This window comes from Pseudomonadota bacterium (assembly GCA_016711215.1).
Taxonomy (GTDB): Bacteria; Myxococcota_A; Polyangia.
Genome location: JADJTL010000001.1, coordinates 598,155 through 612,821 on the forward strand (window position 1 = coordinate 598,155; position 14,667 = coordinate 612,821).

General features: G+C 72.1%; 10 protein-coding genes. 6 read left to right on the forward strand and 4 right to left on the reverse strand.

Going from position 1 to position 14,667, the window contains the following annotated elements; all coding sequences use genetic code 11:
* Positions 1-13: 13 nt before the first annotated feature.
* The gene (locus tag IPL40_02360; protein MBK8480007.1) at positions 14-961 is read left to right on the forward strand and encodes a penicillin-insensitive murein endopeptidase; all 948 of its coding nucleotides are present in this window, start codon (positions 14-16) and stop codon (positions 959-961) included.
* Positions 962-1,073: 112 nt separating this feature from the next.
* Here IPL40_02360 and IPL40_02365 read toward each other — a convergent pair whose 3' ends face one another.
* The 3 genes from IPL40_02365 to IPL40_02375 form a co-directional block, all read right to left on the reverse strand.
* Entirely contained in the window at positions 1,074-2,198 is a 1,125-nt protein-coding gene (locus IPL40_02365; GenBank protein MBK8480008.1) for a DegT/DnrJ/EryC1/StrS family aminotransferase, read from the reverse strand.
* Positions 2,199-2,300: 102 nt separating this feature from the next.
* The gene (locus IPL40_02370) at positions 2,301-4,451 is read right to left on the reverse strand and encodes a hypothetical protein (GenBank protein MBK8480009.1); all 2,151 of its coding nucleotides are present in this window, start codon (positions 4,449-4,451) and stop codon (positions 2,301-2,303) included.
* A gap of 180 nt (positions 4,452-4,631) precedes the next feature.
* Positions 4,632-6,242: an outer membrane protein transport protein gene (locus tag IPL40_02375; GenBank protein ID MBK8480010.1), complete on the reverse strand. Its 1,611-nt coding sequence runs from the start codon at positions 6,240-6,242 to the stop codon at positions 4,632-4,634.
* A 186-nt stretch (positions 6,243-6,428) separates the two neighbouring features.
* Here IPL40_02375 and IPL40_02380 point away from each other — a divergent pair, with 186 nt between their 5' ends.
* The 3 genes from IPL40_02380 (at position 6,429) to IPL40_02390 (ending at position 11,916) form a co-directional block, all read left to right on the forward strand.
* A complete protein-coding gene (locus IPL40_02380) occupies positions 6,429-7,673 on the forward strand; it encodes a hypothetical protein (GenBank protein MBK8480011.1) in 1,245 nt (414 codons plus the stop codon).
* 215 nt (positions 7,674-7,888) lie between these two features.
* Entirely contained in the window at positions 7,889-8,638 is a 750-nt protein-coding gene (locus IPL40_02385; protein MBK8480012.1) for an FHA domain-containing protein, read from the forward strand.
* 146 nt (positions 8,639-8,784) lie between these two features.
* Positions 8,785-11,916 carry a sulfatase-like hydrolase/transferase gene (locus IPL40_02390; GenBank protein MBK8480013.1) on the forward strand — a complete coding sequence of 1,044 codons (3,132 nt, stop codon included), beginning with the start codon at positions 8,785-8,787 and terminating at the stop codon, positions 11,914-11,916.
* Positions 11,917-11,984: 68 nt separating this feature from the next.
* Here IPL40_02390 and IPL40_02395 read toward each other — a convergent pair whose 3' ends face one another.
* Positions 11,985-13,223 (reverse strand): aspartate kinase, encoded by a 1,239-nt coding sequence (locus IPL40_02395; protein MBK8480014.1) that lies wholly within the window; start codon positions 13,221-13,223, stop codon positions 11,985-11,987.
* A 155-nt stretch (positions 13,224-13,378) separates the two neighbouring features.
* Between IPL40_02395 and IPL40_02400 the strand changes: the two genes are divergently transcribed.
* Positions 13,379-13,717 (forward strand): divalent-cation tolerance protein CutA, encoded by a 339-nt coding sequence (locus IPL40_02400; GenBank protein ID MBK8480015.1) that lies wholly within the window; start codon positions 13,379-13,381, stop codon positions 13,715-13,717.
* Between the two features lie 178 nt (positions 13,718-13,895).
* Positions 13,896-14,336 (forward strand): helix-hairpin-helix domain-containing protein, encoded by a 441-nt coding sequence (locus IPL40_02405; GenBank protein MBK8480016.1) that lies wholly within the window; start codon positions 13,896-13,898, stop codon positions 14,334-14,336.
* Positions 14,337-14,667 lie beyond the last annotated feature (331 nt).

The following is a 14,667-nucleotide window of genomic DNA, read 5'->3' on the forward strand; positions in this document are numbered from 1 at the left end:
TAGACTCCCGCCGATGCGTTCGGCCGGAACCCTCCTCCTTAGCGCGCTGCTGATGGCCTTCGCGCCGGCGCGCCCGGCGACCGCCTACACCTACGACCATGAGGTTTTTCCGGGCGAGACGCTCGGGACGATCGCGCGCGCCTATCGCACGACGGCGTTGAAGATTCAGCGCCACAACCGCCTGCGCAGCACGCGCGTGCGGGCCGGGCAGAAGCTCAAGATCGTCACCCCCGCCGCGGTTCCTCAGCGGCGACGAGGGGTCTATGTCGTGCGGGCGGGCGACACGCCAGCCACCGTGGCCCGGCGTCATAAGATGGCCCTGAGGCTCTTCGCCCGGCTCAATCCCGGGCCTCGCGGACGCCGGCTGCGCGTTGGGCAGTCGGTGGCGGTCGTCGTGCTGAAGGGCCGGCCCGAGGGGCGGGTGAGCGGACTCGTCCAGGTCGGCAGCGGGCCCGGCTTCGAGGTTCGCTCAACGGCGCGAGCCTGGGGCACGACGCTGACGGCGACGCGGCTTGGCGAGGTCTTCGGTGCCTTCGCCGAGAGCTTCCCCGACACGCCGCCCGTGCGGGTGCATGACATCAGTTTGCCGCGCGGAGGCTGGCTGCCACCCCATGCCTCGCACCAGAAGGGACGCGACGTCGACATCTGCTATCCGCTGCGCGCGCGCTATGCGGGCGTGTCGCGGCCAACGCCGGCGATGCTCGACCTCGAGCGTACGTGGTTCCTGGTCAAGCGCTTCATCGACACGGGCGACGTCATCTACGTCTTCATGGATCGTCGGCTCCAGCGCGTGCTCTACCAGTACGCGCTGGAAAACGGGGAGTCGCCGGAGTCGCTGCGGGTCCTCTTCGAGTACCCGCGCCGCCGCGCCAGTGCGATCATTCGCCATGATCCTGGCCACCAAACGCACTTCCACGTGCGCTTCCGAAAGGCTTCGGAGCCGACGCCACCGCAGGCCTGAGTCCCTGCCGGTCTGAGGCCTTCCGGGCTTTCTTCCGGGCTTTGCGTGGGGCCCCCCCGCGGGGCGCGGCCCGCCACGGCTCACCCGCAGCGCTCCCGTCGCCTTCGGGCGATCAGCTCGAGCTGGCGGCGGGATGCGCGGCGATCGTCTCGACGATTTCGTCGATGGCGCCGGCGGGAAGCTCGGGAAAGATCGGCAAGGCGAGGTTGGTGGCGGCCGCATGCTCGGCGTGCGGGAAATCACCGGGGCGGTGGCCGAGCTCGGCCAAGGCCGGCTGCAGATGCAGCGGACGCGGATAGTACACGCCGGTGCCGATGCCGCGGGCTGCCAGGTGGTCGCGTAACCCGTCCCGGTCGCGCGCGACTCGAATCACGAACTGATTGTGGACATCGCGGGTCCCGGGGGTCGTGGGCGCCGGAAGCAGGACCTGCGGGGCGCTCGCGGCGAAGCGCTCGCGGTAGCGCGCCGCGTTCGCACTGCGGCGCGCCGTCCACTGATCGAGATGGCGCAGCTTGACGCGCAGCACGGCAGCCTGCAGCGCGTCGAGCCGGAAGTTGCCGCCGATCAGCGTGTGCTCGTGACGGTGCCCCTCGGCCTGGCCATGGACCCGCAGCGCGCGGAGCTTCCCCGCCAGCGCGGCGTCCGCTGTGGTGACGAGGCCGCCGTCGCCGAAGCAGCCGAGGTTCTTGCTGGGGAAGAACGAGAAGCACCCGAGCGCGCCGAGCGCACCAGCGCGCGCGCCCTCGACCTCGGCGCCGATGGCCTGGGCGGCGTCCTCGACCACCGGCAGGTCCGGGGCCGCCGCGCGCAAGGGCTGAACAGGACAGCAGCGACCGAAAAGATGCACGACACAGAAGGCGCGGGTCTGCGGCCCGACGCGGGCGATGGCCTGGTCGAGGTCCATCTGCATCGTCAAGGGGTCGATGTCGACGAAGACGGGACGTGCGCCGCAGCGAACGATCGCCTCCGCTGTCGCGAAGAACGAGTAGGCGGGGGTCACGACCTCGTCGCCCGCGCCGATGCCGAGCGCGGTGAAGGCCAGGATCAGCGCATCAGTGCCGTTGGAGACGCCGACCGCGTGCGGTGTACCGAGGTAGGCGGCGATCTCGCGCTCGAAGGCGGCGACCTCCGGTCCGAGGATCAAGTCCTGGCTGGCCAGCACGGCATGCACGGCGGCGTCGAGCTCAGGCTGGAGGCTGCGGTACTGGGCCGTCAGATCGAGCAGTGGAATGCGCATGGGACCTCGCTTGCGGGTGGTGCTGGGAGCACTCGGTCACGACGCCCCCGACGGACCGCGCCGCTCCCAGGAAGATCGACCCGTGGCGCCTGCTGCGCCACGCTACTCATGCTCGAGCGGTCGGGTCGCCACGGTCGCTGGCCCGTAGCGGAGGTTGAAGGAGGCCATGTCGTATTCGAAGAAGGCCATCATTCGCGTCGCCCTAACCTGCCGCCAAAGCGCGCGCGCGGGCTCGAGCTGGCCCGCGGCGAGCAAGCGCTCGGCCTGGTAGAAGAGCAGCTCGGCCAGGCGCCCGCGGGTATCGGCCTCGCCCCGCAACGCCGCGAAGTCTGCACGACCGAGCACGAGTTGCGCCAGGCGGTGGTACCACTCGTTGCCCCTCAACTTGCCCAGGTAGGCCAGCGCAAGGGGGTCGGGTTCGACGCCAGCGCGTCGGGCCATCCCGATCACCCAGAAGCTGCAATAGGCTTTGAGGTACTCCGTGACCTCCGGGCGACCGAGCGCGCGATGATACGCGTCCAGCGCCTCGGGGAGCTGGCCGTAGGTGCTGAGCAGGGCCAGCGCGTCAGCGTAGCTCTCCTTGCGCTCGGGCGCGGCGTCGACGGCGCGCTCGAGGTTCTCGGTGGCCTCGAGACGCCGGCCGAGGGCGAAGGCGCTGCTCGCGCGATGAATCAGCGCCTCTGCCGCGATCTCCGGCTGCAGGCGCAGGTTCAGACACTGATCCCAGGCCCGCAGGGCGCGTTCGTGGGCGGCGCGGCTCGCCCTGTCGTTCCGATCGATGGCCCAGGCCTTGCCCTCCAGGCCGGCCGCTCGCGCGCGCCAATAGAGGCTCGAGGCTGCCGAGGGGGGCGCTAGGGCGAGGGCGCGCACAAGGATGCCCCGCGCCTCCGCGCCGCGCTGCTCCTTGAGGGCGAGCTGCGCCAGCTGCACCAGGACCTCCGGGCGGGGATCCTGGGCCAGCGCCTGCTCGAACGCGGCCCTGGCCTTCTCGACCGCGCCCGCGTTGAAGTGCCCGATACCGAGCGCGAAGGCGACGCGCGCGAGGTTAGGCTGCAAGGGTCTGCCGAAGCGCAGCGCGGCGCGCCGATAGAACGCGGCGATCCGTGGCAGGCTCCCTTCGGCGGCCGGAAGCTGGTCGCTCTCGATCGCGCGGAAGAGCTGGAGCTGGTACTGGGCGGCCAGCCGCTCGGCGTAGTCGCGCGAGCTGGGCGTCAACGCCAGCGCAGCCTCGAGCGCCGCGATCGAGAGCAGGATATTCTCGTTGGCCGCCGCCAGCCGCCCGACGCAGGCCAGCACCTGCGCGTCGGCCGGAAAGCGCCGGGCGCCGTCGCGGCAGAGCCGCAGGGCGAGGGCAGGGTCGGCATCCTCGAAGGCAGCAGCCAGCTCGATCGCGTTGGCGCCGCTCGCGTTTGCCGCCTCGGCCGCGCGTAGCAGCTCGATCAGCGCCCGGTCGGTCGCGGTGCTGGCCAGCGCGCGCAGGCGCCGCATCGCCTCGTCCGGTCGACCGACGAGCAGCATGATACGCGCGACGCTGTAGCCCGTGGGCCGCAGCAGCGCCCAGCCCAGGTCCGCATGTTGTCGCAGCAGCGCAAGCGGGGCCAGGCGCTGCAGCTCGGGCGCGCGCTCGACGTAGAGCCGGTAGAGCTGCTCGACGACCTGACGCGACGGCCAGACGCGGGAGACTTGCTCCAGGAGCTGCAGCAGGCGCAATCCACGCAGCGCCGGGCCATAGCTCGCCGCGCCGGCCCCTTCCGCCCAGGCTGTGACGTCGCGCAAGGCCTGCTGGGCGCGGCCGTCCTCCGGCCGCAGCCCCGTCTGGATCGCGAGCGCGGTGAGGACGCGCTCGATGTCGCCGCTCGGCGCGAAGGCGCGCTCCAAGCGGCGCGCGAGGGCGAAGAGCGCCGGATCGCGCGGTGCCCCGGCGTAGACCTCGGCCGGGTCGTGCAGCGTGGCGGTTTCGACGAAGGCCTCGAACGCGCTGGCTGGCTGCGACGCGGCGAGGTGCGCCCGGGCGCGCCCGATCAGGTAGGTCGCAAGGCGCGCGCGCGCCGCGATCCGCGCGGGTTCGTCCAGCCGCAGGGCTTCGTAGGTCTCGCGGGCGGCGCGATAGCTGGCGCTGTCGGTCGGTGGTGCGACCGGCGGCGGCGGAAGTCGCGCCTCGAGTGCCGAACGCGTCGGCGCTCGCAGCCCGGCGCAGGCGCCCAGCGCGAGGAGGAGCGCGAGGAGCAGGGCGATGGGCGGGCAGCGGCGCATGGGGCGCGAGTGTAGCCAGGGCCCCGCATGGCGTCCACGATCAAGGAATAGCCGAGGGATCGGCAGACGACCCCGGTGCATCACCCGCGCGGGCGCTGCGCCAGGACGAGCGCGCCGCGCTTCAGCCACCGGCGCCGCGCCGGCGGCGCCCTGCGCGACGATCGGGCGCCGCCGCGCGCGTCAATGCCAAGCGAAGCTGAGCCCGAGGTCGAAGCGGTGGCCGATCCGCTGGTAGCGGCCCGCGCTCGTCGCCACGCCGCGTCCTTCGCCTGTCGCCTGGCACTCGGGACGTTCGATGTCGAGACCGCTATCAGCGCAGGCGGTCTGCAGCCCTGGGTCGAAGCTCGAGGAGGCGGTGGTGATCGGGGGCATCCACAGCAGTCCATAGCCCAGGCGCAGCTTGAGGCCCTCTTGCAGGGCCCACTGGAGGGCGGCGAAGGCGTCGAGGTTCCAGCCGTCGATGGTCAGGGCTGTCACGGCGCTGCGGTCGACGGCGCTGCTCGCTGCTTGCGCGGCGAGCTGGAGCTCCAGGCTCGGGTGCAGCTTGAGGGCGCTGCCGAGCTGGAGGGCGACGACGTCCCGGAAACCACGGTGCAGGATCAGGCGATCGGCAGTGAAGCGGTCGGCGAGCCGGAGCTGGACACCGCTGAAGCGCACATCGAGCCGCGTGTGGCGTCCCCACCGCGTCCAGCGGACGAGGGCCTCGAGCGCCACGCGGGTCGTTGCCCGCCAGCGCGCCCCGACGCTAAGGATGTCCGGCAGGCGGAAGTTGATCACGCTGCGCCCGCGCAGGATCGGGGTCGTCTCGGCGTTCAAGCCGAGGGCCTCGCGGACGCCGTCGCGGACGGCCGATGCCGGATAGAGGGTGGCGTCGCCGGTGGCGCGAAGATCGTTGCTCCCCGGATTTCCCACCGCGCTGACATAGGCGATGCCCGCGTCGAGATCGGCGCGCAGGCGTCCCACCAGCCCGATCGCCGCGCCGAGGGCGTCAGTGCTGCCGGAGACGTGGATCCCCTCGGCGGCGAGCGGCGCCTCAAAATCGCAGCGCGGCGCGTCGGCGCCCGCGCCGCAAGCGTCGAGGGCCAGCGGCTCGTCACCCTCGCGTTGGCCTCCGCCGATCAACGCGGCGTCGCGGACGAGACCGAGGTCGACGCTGCTGCGGATGTAGCTCACCGAGAGCCCGAGCCACCAGCCGCGGAAGAGGCGGACGGCTGCCGCCGGGGTGATGTGCAGCTGGGTGAGGGAGAGCGCCGCACCGTGGTAGCGGCTGGCGCTCTGGAGCGCGCCGTCGATCACTGCGGGGTCGGCGTCGGTGATGAGGAGCGAGGCCTGGTCGCGCTGCCAGCGGGTCGAGAGCCCGAAGACCACGGAGGACGAGCCCAGGGGGGAGCTGATCGCGGCGAAGAGCTGCGGCGTGAGCCGTCGCCAAGGCTCCGGCGCGAAGCGCAGCGCGCGGTCACCCGCCTGGTCCAGCGCGGCCGGTGTCGCCAGGGCTCGTCCGGAGCTGCGATCGATCGGTGTCCGTTGAGCGCTGCCGAGCTGCAGATCGCCGGTCGCCGAGAAGTAGACCGTGGAGTCGCGCAATAACCCGAGCGCCGCCGGGTTGAGGATCGTCGCCGCGAGGTGATCGGTGGCTGGACCGTCGAGCACCAGGCCGCCGGGACGACCGCCCGACAGCGGCGCGGCGTGGGCCATCGCGGAGGCCGTCAGGGCCAGCGCGAGGGCGAGCAACGCTGGGTGCCGGGTCGGGCGCGGCTTCCAGCGGGAGCTGCAGTGATTTGCACGACGCACCGGCGATCCCTACGACGTCAACCGCGGCGCTGTCCATCGAGGAGGGCGTCGTGGGGCCGCCTTGACTTGGTCAGGGGCGCTCCCTACCATCCCGACACCGTGCACGCTTCTCGCGCAATGTGCCACCGTAGGGCCTTGGCCGCCGGCGCTCTGGTTGCCCTGGGCTGGCTCGGTGTCGGTTGCCGCGTGACGAGCGAGAAGCTCCAGCGCTGGAAAGAGACGGAGCAGGGTCCGAGCAAGCTGGCCGCGGCCGTCGCGGACGTGTCCTTGGCGCTGCCGCTTCGCACCGAGGCGGCGCTGGCGCTGGTCGAGATCCAGGAGGTTCAGCGCCTCGTCGACGCGCTGCGCGCGACGGAGGCCGGGCCGCGCGCTGCCCTGACGACCCCGCTGGCGGAAACCCTGCTGAAGAAGCTCGACGGGGCCCGAGCCCGCGTCGCGCGGCCGACGGCGCTCGAGGCCAAGGACGCGCTCTTTTCGCTGCGCGCCTCGCTGACAGCGCTGACGCGGACGCGCGTGGACACCAAGCTGCTGGCGTGGCTGCTCGACGATTGGGCCGGGCGCGCGGGGGGCGAGCACAGTGGTCCCAAGATCGTGCGCGCGATCGGCGCTGACGCGGGCCCTGCGCTGGCCCGTGGGTTGCGTCGCGCCGACGCTGGCGCCGCGCTGGTGATCGCCGAGCTGCTGCGCGATCTCGGCGGTGAGGCGGACCGCGCGGCGGCGGCGGCGGTGGTGATTGAGCGGTTGCGTGAGCCGAAGGGGATCGCGCGGGAGCCAGCCTACCGGGCGCTCGCGCTGCTCGGCTGCCCCTTGAGCCGCACCTTCCTGCTCGCTGCCGCGCGGGCCGGTGCCGAGGACGGTCGCGTGCTCGCGCTGCTGGCGCTGGCCAAAGACCCGCAGCTTTCGTCCGCGCCCGCGCTGGCTGCGCTGGCGGGCAACGCGCGCGTGCCCGCGGCTGTGCGCGAGGCCGCGTTCACGGCGCTCGAGCCGATCGAGAGCCCCGTCGTCGCCGACCTGCTGGCTGCGATCATCGCGCGCGACGCCGCCGAGAAGGTTCGCTACCGGTCCGTCGAGGCCCTGGTTGCCTGCTGCAAGGTGGCCGGTGTCGCGCGGTTGCTCGGGGCCTTGCCCGCGGGCTATAGTTACCGCCGGCTTGATGTTTCCGACTTCATCGAGCGGGACGTCAGGGCGCTCGGTGCCGCGGTGGTGCCGGTGCTGCGTGGGGCTCTTTCGTCGCCGAGTTGGATCGCGCGGGTGATCGCGGTGCGGCTGCTCGGCGAGCTGGGGGGGCGGGGAGACGTGTTGGCGTTGCGCCCGCTCCTGACCGATGAGACGACCTTGCGCGGTTGGGACGGTGGGAGCGCTCGCGCGAGGCGCGCGACGGTCGCGGCCGAGGCAGAGATCGCGATTCAACGATTGAGCCGGAGCAGGTAGCTCCGGCGGGCGAGAGGCCGACGCGACGCTGGCTGCGGCGGCCTCGGTGAGTCATTGCTCGGTGACGAGAGCGTGCGCCGTGGCGGCGGCCGCGGCGGCGCGCAAGGCAGCACCGAACGCGGCGTGTTCCGCGGCAGGTTCGAGCGGTGCGCTGAGGCAAGGCGGCGTTGCCACGGAGGCGGTCGAGCGCTTCGATGGACCAAAACAAGAAAACGATGCGCCATTTCTACTGCCGGGATGTCCTGTGGGACACCTTCGAGCAGATGGCCAATGACTTCGACTGCTCGATTGACTACCTGGTCAACGAGGCGATGCGCCATTACGCCCGCAGCAAGAACTACGGCGCGTCGGCTCAGCCGCCCGGTGCACAGCCCGGTGCACAGCCCGGTGGACAGCATGGCGGACAGCATGGCGGACAGCATGGCGGACAGCACGCTGGACCGCCCATTGGCCAAGGCGGTGGACACGCCGGTGGACCGCCCGGCGGACCGGGGCTTGCGGGGCAGCCACCGCTGCGGCAGCCGACGATGGGCTCCCGTCGCCCGCCGCCGCCGCCCGCTGGGGGCGCTGCCGCGGTACCGCGGCGACCGACCCAGGCGCCACCGCCTCCCGAGCCGCGACGTCCGCCCTCGGGCGGCGCTCCGGTCGCCGCCGACCTCGGCGATCCGGGTGCCGGAGCCGGATCGATGCTCTACCTGGTCTTCAATGACCAGCGCATCCCGATCGACAAGGACCAGTTCGTGATCGGTCGCGGCTCCAAGACCAGCGACCTCGCCATCAAGGATGGCAATATTTCGCGCAAGCACGCGGCGATCATTCAGCGCAACGGCGCCTTCTATATCAAGGATCTGGGCAGCACCAACGGCATCGACTACAAGGGTATGCGCATCGACAACAAGCGCATCGACGAAGGTGATGTCTTCCACATCTGCGACTATGAGCTGCGCTTCACCTACCGCGGCTGAGTTCGCGAACGCCGCCGCGGCGCGCCGCGCGGCGGCGTAGCTCGCCGCCCACGGGTCGCCACCGCGCGCCGGTGTGCGGCGGTCAGCGCTCGGCAACCGGGCGCGTCGCTGTCGTTCGTGGCCGCCGACCCCCGTGAGAGACCCGGATGGTTGAACGGCGACATAGCCATCTGCGTCGGGCGCTCGCGGCGGGCGCGGTCTTGGGCGTGCTCGGCATGCTGCCGCTGCTGGCCACCGAGCTCGCCTACGTGCTGGTCGTGCGCCGACCGACCTTCGACGACGCGTGGCAGCTCGCGGCCTTCGTCGCCCTCCTGCTGACCCTGCCGCTCGGCTTCGCGGCCCTGACCGGGCCGATCGCCGGGATGCTCCTGCTGGCGATCGGCCAGCTCGCCGAGCGCCTGGCCCCGCGGCGCGTCGGCGTTGCTCGGGTGACCGCGCGCCTGGTCAGTGTGCTCGCCTTGCCCGGCATCGCGGTCATCGTCGCGCAGCTCTTTGCCGGCCGGCGCGCGCAGCAACTCCCGGCCAGGCAGCTCGTGGCGGCGGCGATCGGTCTGCTTGGCGTGGGCCTGACCTACGGCGTGGTCCGTGCGGTCCTCGAGGCCCGTGAGCGTCTCCGGCTCAGGCGCTGGCGCGAGGCGCACGCGCTGCTGCTCGCCAGCAGCCTCCTGCTCGTCGGCGCGGGCTGCTATGTGGCCGATCAGCGGGTGTTGGTCGGGCTCTATCGCTTCTTCCATGCCCTGCTGGCGCTTGCCGCGGTGCTTTGCAGCCAGCTCGCGGTGACCACGCTCTACGCGGCCTGGCGCCCGACCCACCGCCGGCTCGGACGCCTGTTGAAGCCGCGCAACGCGCTGCTGCTCGCGGCCGTGCTGGTGACCGTCAGCTGCTGGGGTCTCTCTCGGCTCCAGCGCTCGGCGCCCCTGCGCCTCCTGCTGCTGCGGCATGCCACGCTGCAGCAGCAGCTGCTGCGCCTGGCGCCCCTGACGCGCCAAGATCCGAGCGGTGCAGCGCGCCTGGTCCCGGCGGGGGTGGCCCAGCCCTCGGCGACGCCGCTGCGCGAAGGTCCGCATCGCGGCGACGCGAGCCTGCTGCTGATCTCAGTCGACGCGCTGCGGGCCGATCATCTCGGGACCTACGGCTATCATCGGCCGACGAGTCCGCACATCGACCAGTGGGCGCGCCAAGCGGTGGTCTTCGAGCGCGGCTACTGCCCTGTGCCGCATACCTCGTTCTCGCTGACCTCGCTCTTGACGGGCAAGCACATGTACAGCGCCACTGAGGCGCGGCAACGGACGCTGGCCGCCGTCCTGCGGCGCTACGGCTACAAGACGGGTGGCTTCTTTCCGCCGGCGGTCTTCTATATCGACGGCGCGCGCTTCAGCGCCTTTGCCGCGACCAAGTTCGATTTCGAGTACCTCAAGTACGAGTTCCTCGCCGCCGAGCCGCGGGTCGATCAGGTGATCGACTTCCTGGGCCGCGAGGGTCAGGGAAAGTTCTTCGTCTGGGTCCACTTCTTCGAGCCGCACGAGCCCTATCAGTCCTGGCCGGGCCTGAGCTTCGGCGCGCGCGCGATCGACCGCTACGACAGCGAGATCGCCTACACCGACCGCGCGATCGGCCGGCTGATCGCGTACGTGAGGCGCGCGCATCCGCGGACCATCGTCGCCCTGACGGGGGATCATGGCGAGGCCTTCGGCGAGCACGGCGCCTACTATCACGGCAACGCGATCTATGAGGAGCAGGTGCGCGTGCCCATGATCATCAGCGTGCCGGAGCTGCCCGCGCGGCGGGTGCCTGGCAGCGTGCAGAGCATCGATCTGGCGCCGACGATGCTGAGTCTGATCGACGTCCCGGTGCCGGCGGCGATGCAGGGCCACGACCTCGGCCCGTGGCTGGTCGGTGAGCCGCCAGCGCACTTGCCGCCGGCTTACTTCACCATCGAGGATAAGAAGGCGGTCGTGGATGGGCAGCGCAAGCTGATTTGGGACAGCGCGTGGGGGGTGACCGAGGTCTACGATCTGCTGGCCGATCCGGCCGAGCGCAGCAACCTCAGCAGCCGCCAGCCCGCTGTCACCGGCGCCTTGCGGGCCCAGCTCGATCGAGCGCTCGGTGAGCAGAGCGCGCGGCGCGCGCGAAGCGACGGCGAAGGCGACGCGCAGCGGCTGCTGGCCCGAGCGCGGCTGCGCGACCTGGCTACCGTGCCCGGCCTGTTGCGGCTCTTCCGGCGCCGCGACTCCGAGCTGCGGCGGCAGGTCGTCACCGCCCTGACCGCGCTCCGCTCGCGCGACGCCTTGCCCGCGCTCCGCGAGGCGCGCAGCGATCCCGATCCAGGTGTCGCCATCCCCGCGCTGATCGGCGCTGCGCTGCTCGGTGATCGAGGGAGCGCCGGGCAGGTCGCCGCCCTGGTTCAAGCGCGCGGGGATCTGCCGCCGGTGCTGCGCCGCGCCGCCCTGCTCGCGCTGGCCGGCAGCGCGGACCGGCGTCACCGCGGCCCGGGCCTGACGCTCGAGCTCGCGCACTTGCTGCAGGGCAGTCGCGACATCTACGACCGCCTCGAGCTGATCGATGCGCTCGGTGCCCTGGGCGACGCGCGCGCCGTCCCCGCGCTGCTGCAGCAGCTTGAAACCGTGCGCACGCACCTCGCCGCGATCGACGCGCTGGGCGCCCTGCGCTCGCCCGCGGCGCTGCCGGAGCTGGTGGCCCTGCTGCGTGCCGATCGCTACACCAACGCGCGGCAGCATGCCGCCTTGGCGCTCGGCCGCATCGGCGACAGCCGGGCGATTGCGCCGCTGCAGGAGGCGGTGCGGCGCGAGCTCGAGGGGCCCGCCGTCGCTGGCGCGTTGGTGGCGCTGCAGACGCTGGGGGCGCTGCCGGTGGCGGGGCTGCGGCCCCTGTCCGGGCGCGACGCATGGGACTGCGGAACGGCGCGCTGTCGGCTGGTCGCTGAGGCGCACTGCGGCCGCCGCGAAGAGCTGCTGCTGCTCGTGGCGCCGACGGCGGCGTCGGCCGGGACGACGGGCTGGGGCGAGGCGGGCGGGGCACTCAGGGTGCTCTGCGGCGATCAGGCGATCGGCCGGATCGAGCTCGGGCGTGTCGCGGAACGCGGGCATGACCGGGCGCTCGAGCTGCCGGCCTTGGTGGCGGCGCTCGGCGGGCAGCGCGGGCGGTTGGTGCTCGAGGCGCCGCGCGGCAGCGGCGGCGCCCCAACCGTAGCCGTGCAGGTATTGGCGCTGCGCCCGACGCCCAAGGCCGCGGTGGCCGTGGCTCCAGCGCAGCGGTAGCTGGCCAGGCCCTCGCCGCAGGGGGCGGGGCCGTTCGCGGGGCGCCGCGCCCTCAGGCCTGGGAAGCCTCAGCGCGGCGGATCGTCGGCCGGGGGCGCATCGGCCAGCCGGAAGCCGTCGTGGAGCACGCGCACGGCCAGCTCGCCGAAACGTCGAGCGACGAGGCAGGAGACTTTGATCTCGCTCGTGCTGATCATCATGATCTCGATCGCTTCCTGGGCCAGCAGCTCGAACATGCGCTGGGCGACGCCGGAGTGGCTGCGCATGCCGACCCCCACGATCGACACCTTGGCGACGTCATCGTCGCTGAGCACGGCTCCGGCGTTGAGGCGCAGAGCCGCGGCATCGACGCGCTCACGCGCGGCGCGCAGGTCGGTCAGCGGCACGGTGAACGACACGCTCGCGCGCCCCTCGACCGGCGGGATCTGGACGATCATGTCGACCACGACGCCTGCCTCACCCAAGGGCCGGAACAACTCGGCCTGAATCCCCGGCCGCGCCGGCAGCCCGGAGACGGTGATGCGGGCCTGATTACTGTCGAGACTGACGCCGGTGACGACGACCTTCTCCATCGCGGAGTCTTCGCTGACGACCATGGTTCCTGCTTCCTCGCTAAAGGTGCTGCAGACGCGGATGGGGACGCGATAGGCGCTCGCTACTTCCACCGACCGGATCTGCAGCACCTTGGCGCCGAGCGAGGCCAGCTCGAGCATCTCCTGGTAGGCCACGCGCGGGATCAGGCGGGCGTTGGGGCAGATGCGCGGGTCCGCGGTATAGACGCCGCTGACGTCGGTGCAGATCTCGCAGAGGTCGGCGTTGATCGCGGCTGCCACCGCGACGCCGGTGGTGTCGGAGCCGCCGCGGCCGAGCGTCGTGATGTTGCCCTCGGCGTCGGTGCCCTGAAAGCCGGCGATCACCGGGATCTGATCGCGTTCTAACGCTCGCGTCAGCGCTGAAGCATCGATTTGCCGGATGCGCGCGCGAGAGAACGCCGAGTCGGTGTGAATGCGGATCTGGTGGCCGAGGAAGGAGAGCGCCTGACCGCCAGCCGCGTTGATCGCCATCGCCAGCAGGGCGGCAGTGGCCTGCTCGCCGGTGGCCAGCAGCACGTCGAGCTCGCGCGGTTGCTCGCCATCGCTGATCGCCCGGGCCAGCTTGATCAAGCGGTCCGTCTCCCCTGCCATCGCCGAAACGGTGACCACGACTTGATTGCCGGCCGCGCGCGCCCGAAGCACGCGCTCGGCGACGTGACGGATGCGCTCGACGCTCCCCATCGAGGTCCCGCCGTACTTCTGAACGATCAGCATGGCTCTCTCACTACCGCTTGCTTGCCGCACGATCGCCCGGCTGGGGCCGCTTCGGCGGAGAACGCTGTGCTACGCTGCAGGGCCGCGCCACGGCCGTGCCAGCGGCTGATGCCACGGGTCATGCCACGGGTCATGCAGCGTTTGCGAGGTGATCGATGCGAGCGCACGAGTACGCAGTCGTCCTGGTAACGGCACCGGCCGCTGAGGCTCAGCGCCTGGCTCGGTGGGTGATTGAGCGCGAATTGGCTGCCTGTGTCAACCTCGTCTCGGGTGTCTGCTCCGTCTATCGTTGGGAGGGCCGTATCTGCGAGGAGCCAGAGGTGCTGCTCGTGATCAAGACGCGGGCGGCGCTGGTGGCGATGCTCTGCGAGCAGCTCGTCGAGACGCACCCCTACGACCTGCCCGAGGTGATCGCGCTGCCAATCGTCGGCGGCCACGCGCCCTATCTCCAGTGGCTTGGCGCGGCTACCGAGGCGAGCGTGGGGCGGCCCTAACAGCCCCCTGATCGGCCCGCCGATGTCGGCAACCGAACACTCCGAACCGCCGATAAGCGCGCCCAGCTCCGAATGAGCGCCGTGGGCCGCAGGTGCTGGTCCGCAGTCGCCGGGCCGCCGGTGCCGGGGACCCGTGCCGGCGACCCGTGCCGGTGACCCGTGCGGAGCTGGAGGTGCGATGGCGCAGCAGGGGTCGACGCTGCAGGTCCTCGTCCTGGGGCTGGTGGTGGCGGCCGTGGCGGCGCCGACCCTGCTTCCGCGCCCCGCCAGGACGCTGGCTCCGCCGCCGGAGCTCGCCGTGGTCTTGCGTGCCGGCGGTGCCGAGGCTGTGGCCGCGCGGGCCACGTTGGTGCTAAGCGCGCGCCAGCGCCTCGCCCTCGGCCTGCCGATTGCGCTCAACGCGGCCTCCAAGGAGGTGCTCGAGTTGTTGCCCGGCGTCGGTCGGACGCTGGCGCGGCGGCTCGCCGCTGCGCGCCTTTCTCGGGGCGGCTGGCGGCGCCTCATAGAGGTGGCCGCGGTGCGCGGGATCAGCGCCCGCCAGCTCCAGCGCTGGCGCGGAATGGTCACCCTTGCCGCCTCAGCGGATCCGCCTGCGAGCCGCCGCGACCTCGTGCCGTAGCGTTATGCCCCGCGGTGGGCTCCAGGGCGCGGTCGGCTGCCGGCTGCCGGCGCTGGATCGTTGACCGGCGTTCTCGGGGCTGGCAGGTTGACGTGGTGGCCCTGGGAAGAGGGGCTCGGCGTGATAGGGCTCGGCGTGATGAAGCTTCCGTGGCGGGGTTTGCGTGGGTGCGGGTCGGCGAGTGCCGAGGGGGGAGGGCGGATGAAGCGTTGGTCTTGCTGCCGGGGCATGCTCGGGATGGGGCTCTTGGCGTCGATCTTGGGGCTGCCGGCGCGGGCGGTCGGCTACAGGGGCCAGGTGCCGACGCCCTCGCTTCGGGGGTCCACAAGCG

What these genes read in the sequence shown, in the direction of transcription:
- IPL40_02365 (MBK8480008.1), bottom strand. Translation starts at nt 2,198, where the DNA reads ATGCGCATTCCACTGCTCGATCTGACGGCCCAGTACCGCAGCCTCCAG.
- IPL40_02385 (MBK8480012.1), top strand. Translation starts at nt 7,889, where the DNA reads ATGCGCCATTTCTACTGCCGGGATGTCCTGTGGGACACCTTCGAGCAG.
- IPL40_02360 (MBK8480007.1), top strand. Translation starts at nt 14, where the DNA reads ATGCGTTCGGCCGGAACCCTCCTCCTTAGCGCGCTGCTGATGGCCTTC.
- IPL40_02405 (MBK8480016.1), top strand. Translation starts at nt 13,896, where the DNA reads ATGGCGCAGCAGGGGTCGACGCTGCAGGTCCTCGTCCTGGGGCTGGTG.
- IPL40_02370 (MBK8480009.1), bottom strand. Translation starts at nt 4,451, where the DNA reads ATGCGCCGCTGCCCGCCCATCGCCCTGCTCCTCGCGCTCCTCCTCGCG.
- IPL40_02390 (MBK8480013.1), top strand. Translation starts at nt 8,785, where the DNA reads ATGGTTGAACGGCGACATAGCCATCTGCGTCGGGCGCTCGCGGCGGGC.
- IPL40_02395 (MBK8480014.1), bottom strand. Translation starts at nt 13,223, where the DNA reads ATGCTGATCGTTCAGAAGTACGGCGGGACCTCGATGGGGAGCGTCGAG.
- IPL40_02400 (MBK8480015.1), top strand. Translation starts at nt 13,379, where the DNA reads ATGCGAGCGCACGAGTACGCAGTCGTCCTGGTAACGGCACCGGCCGCT.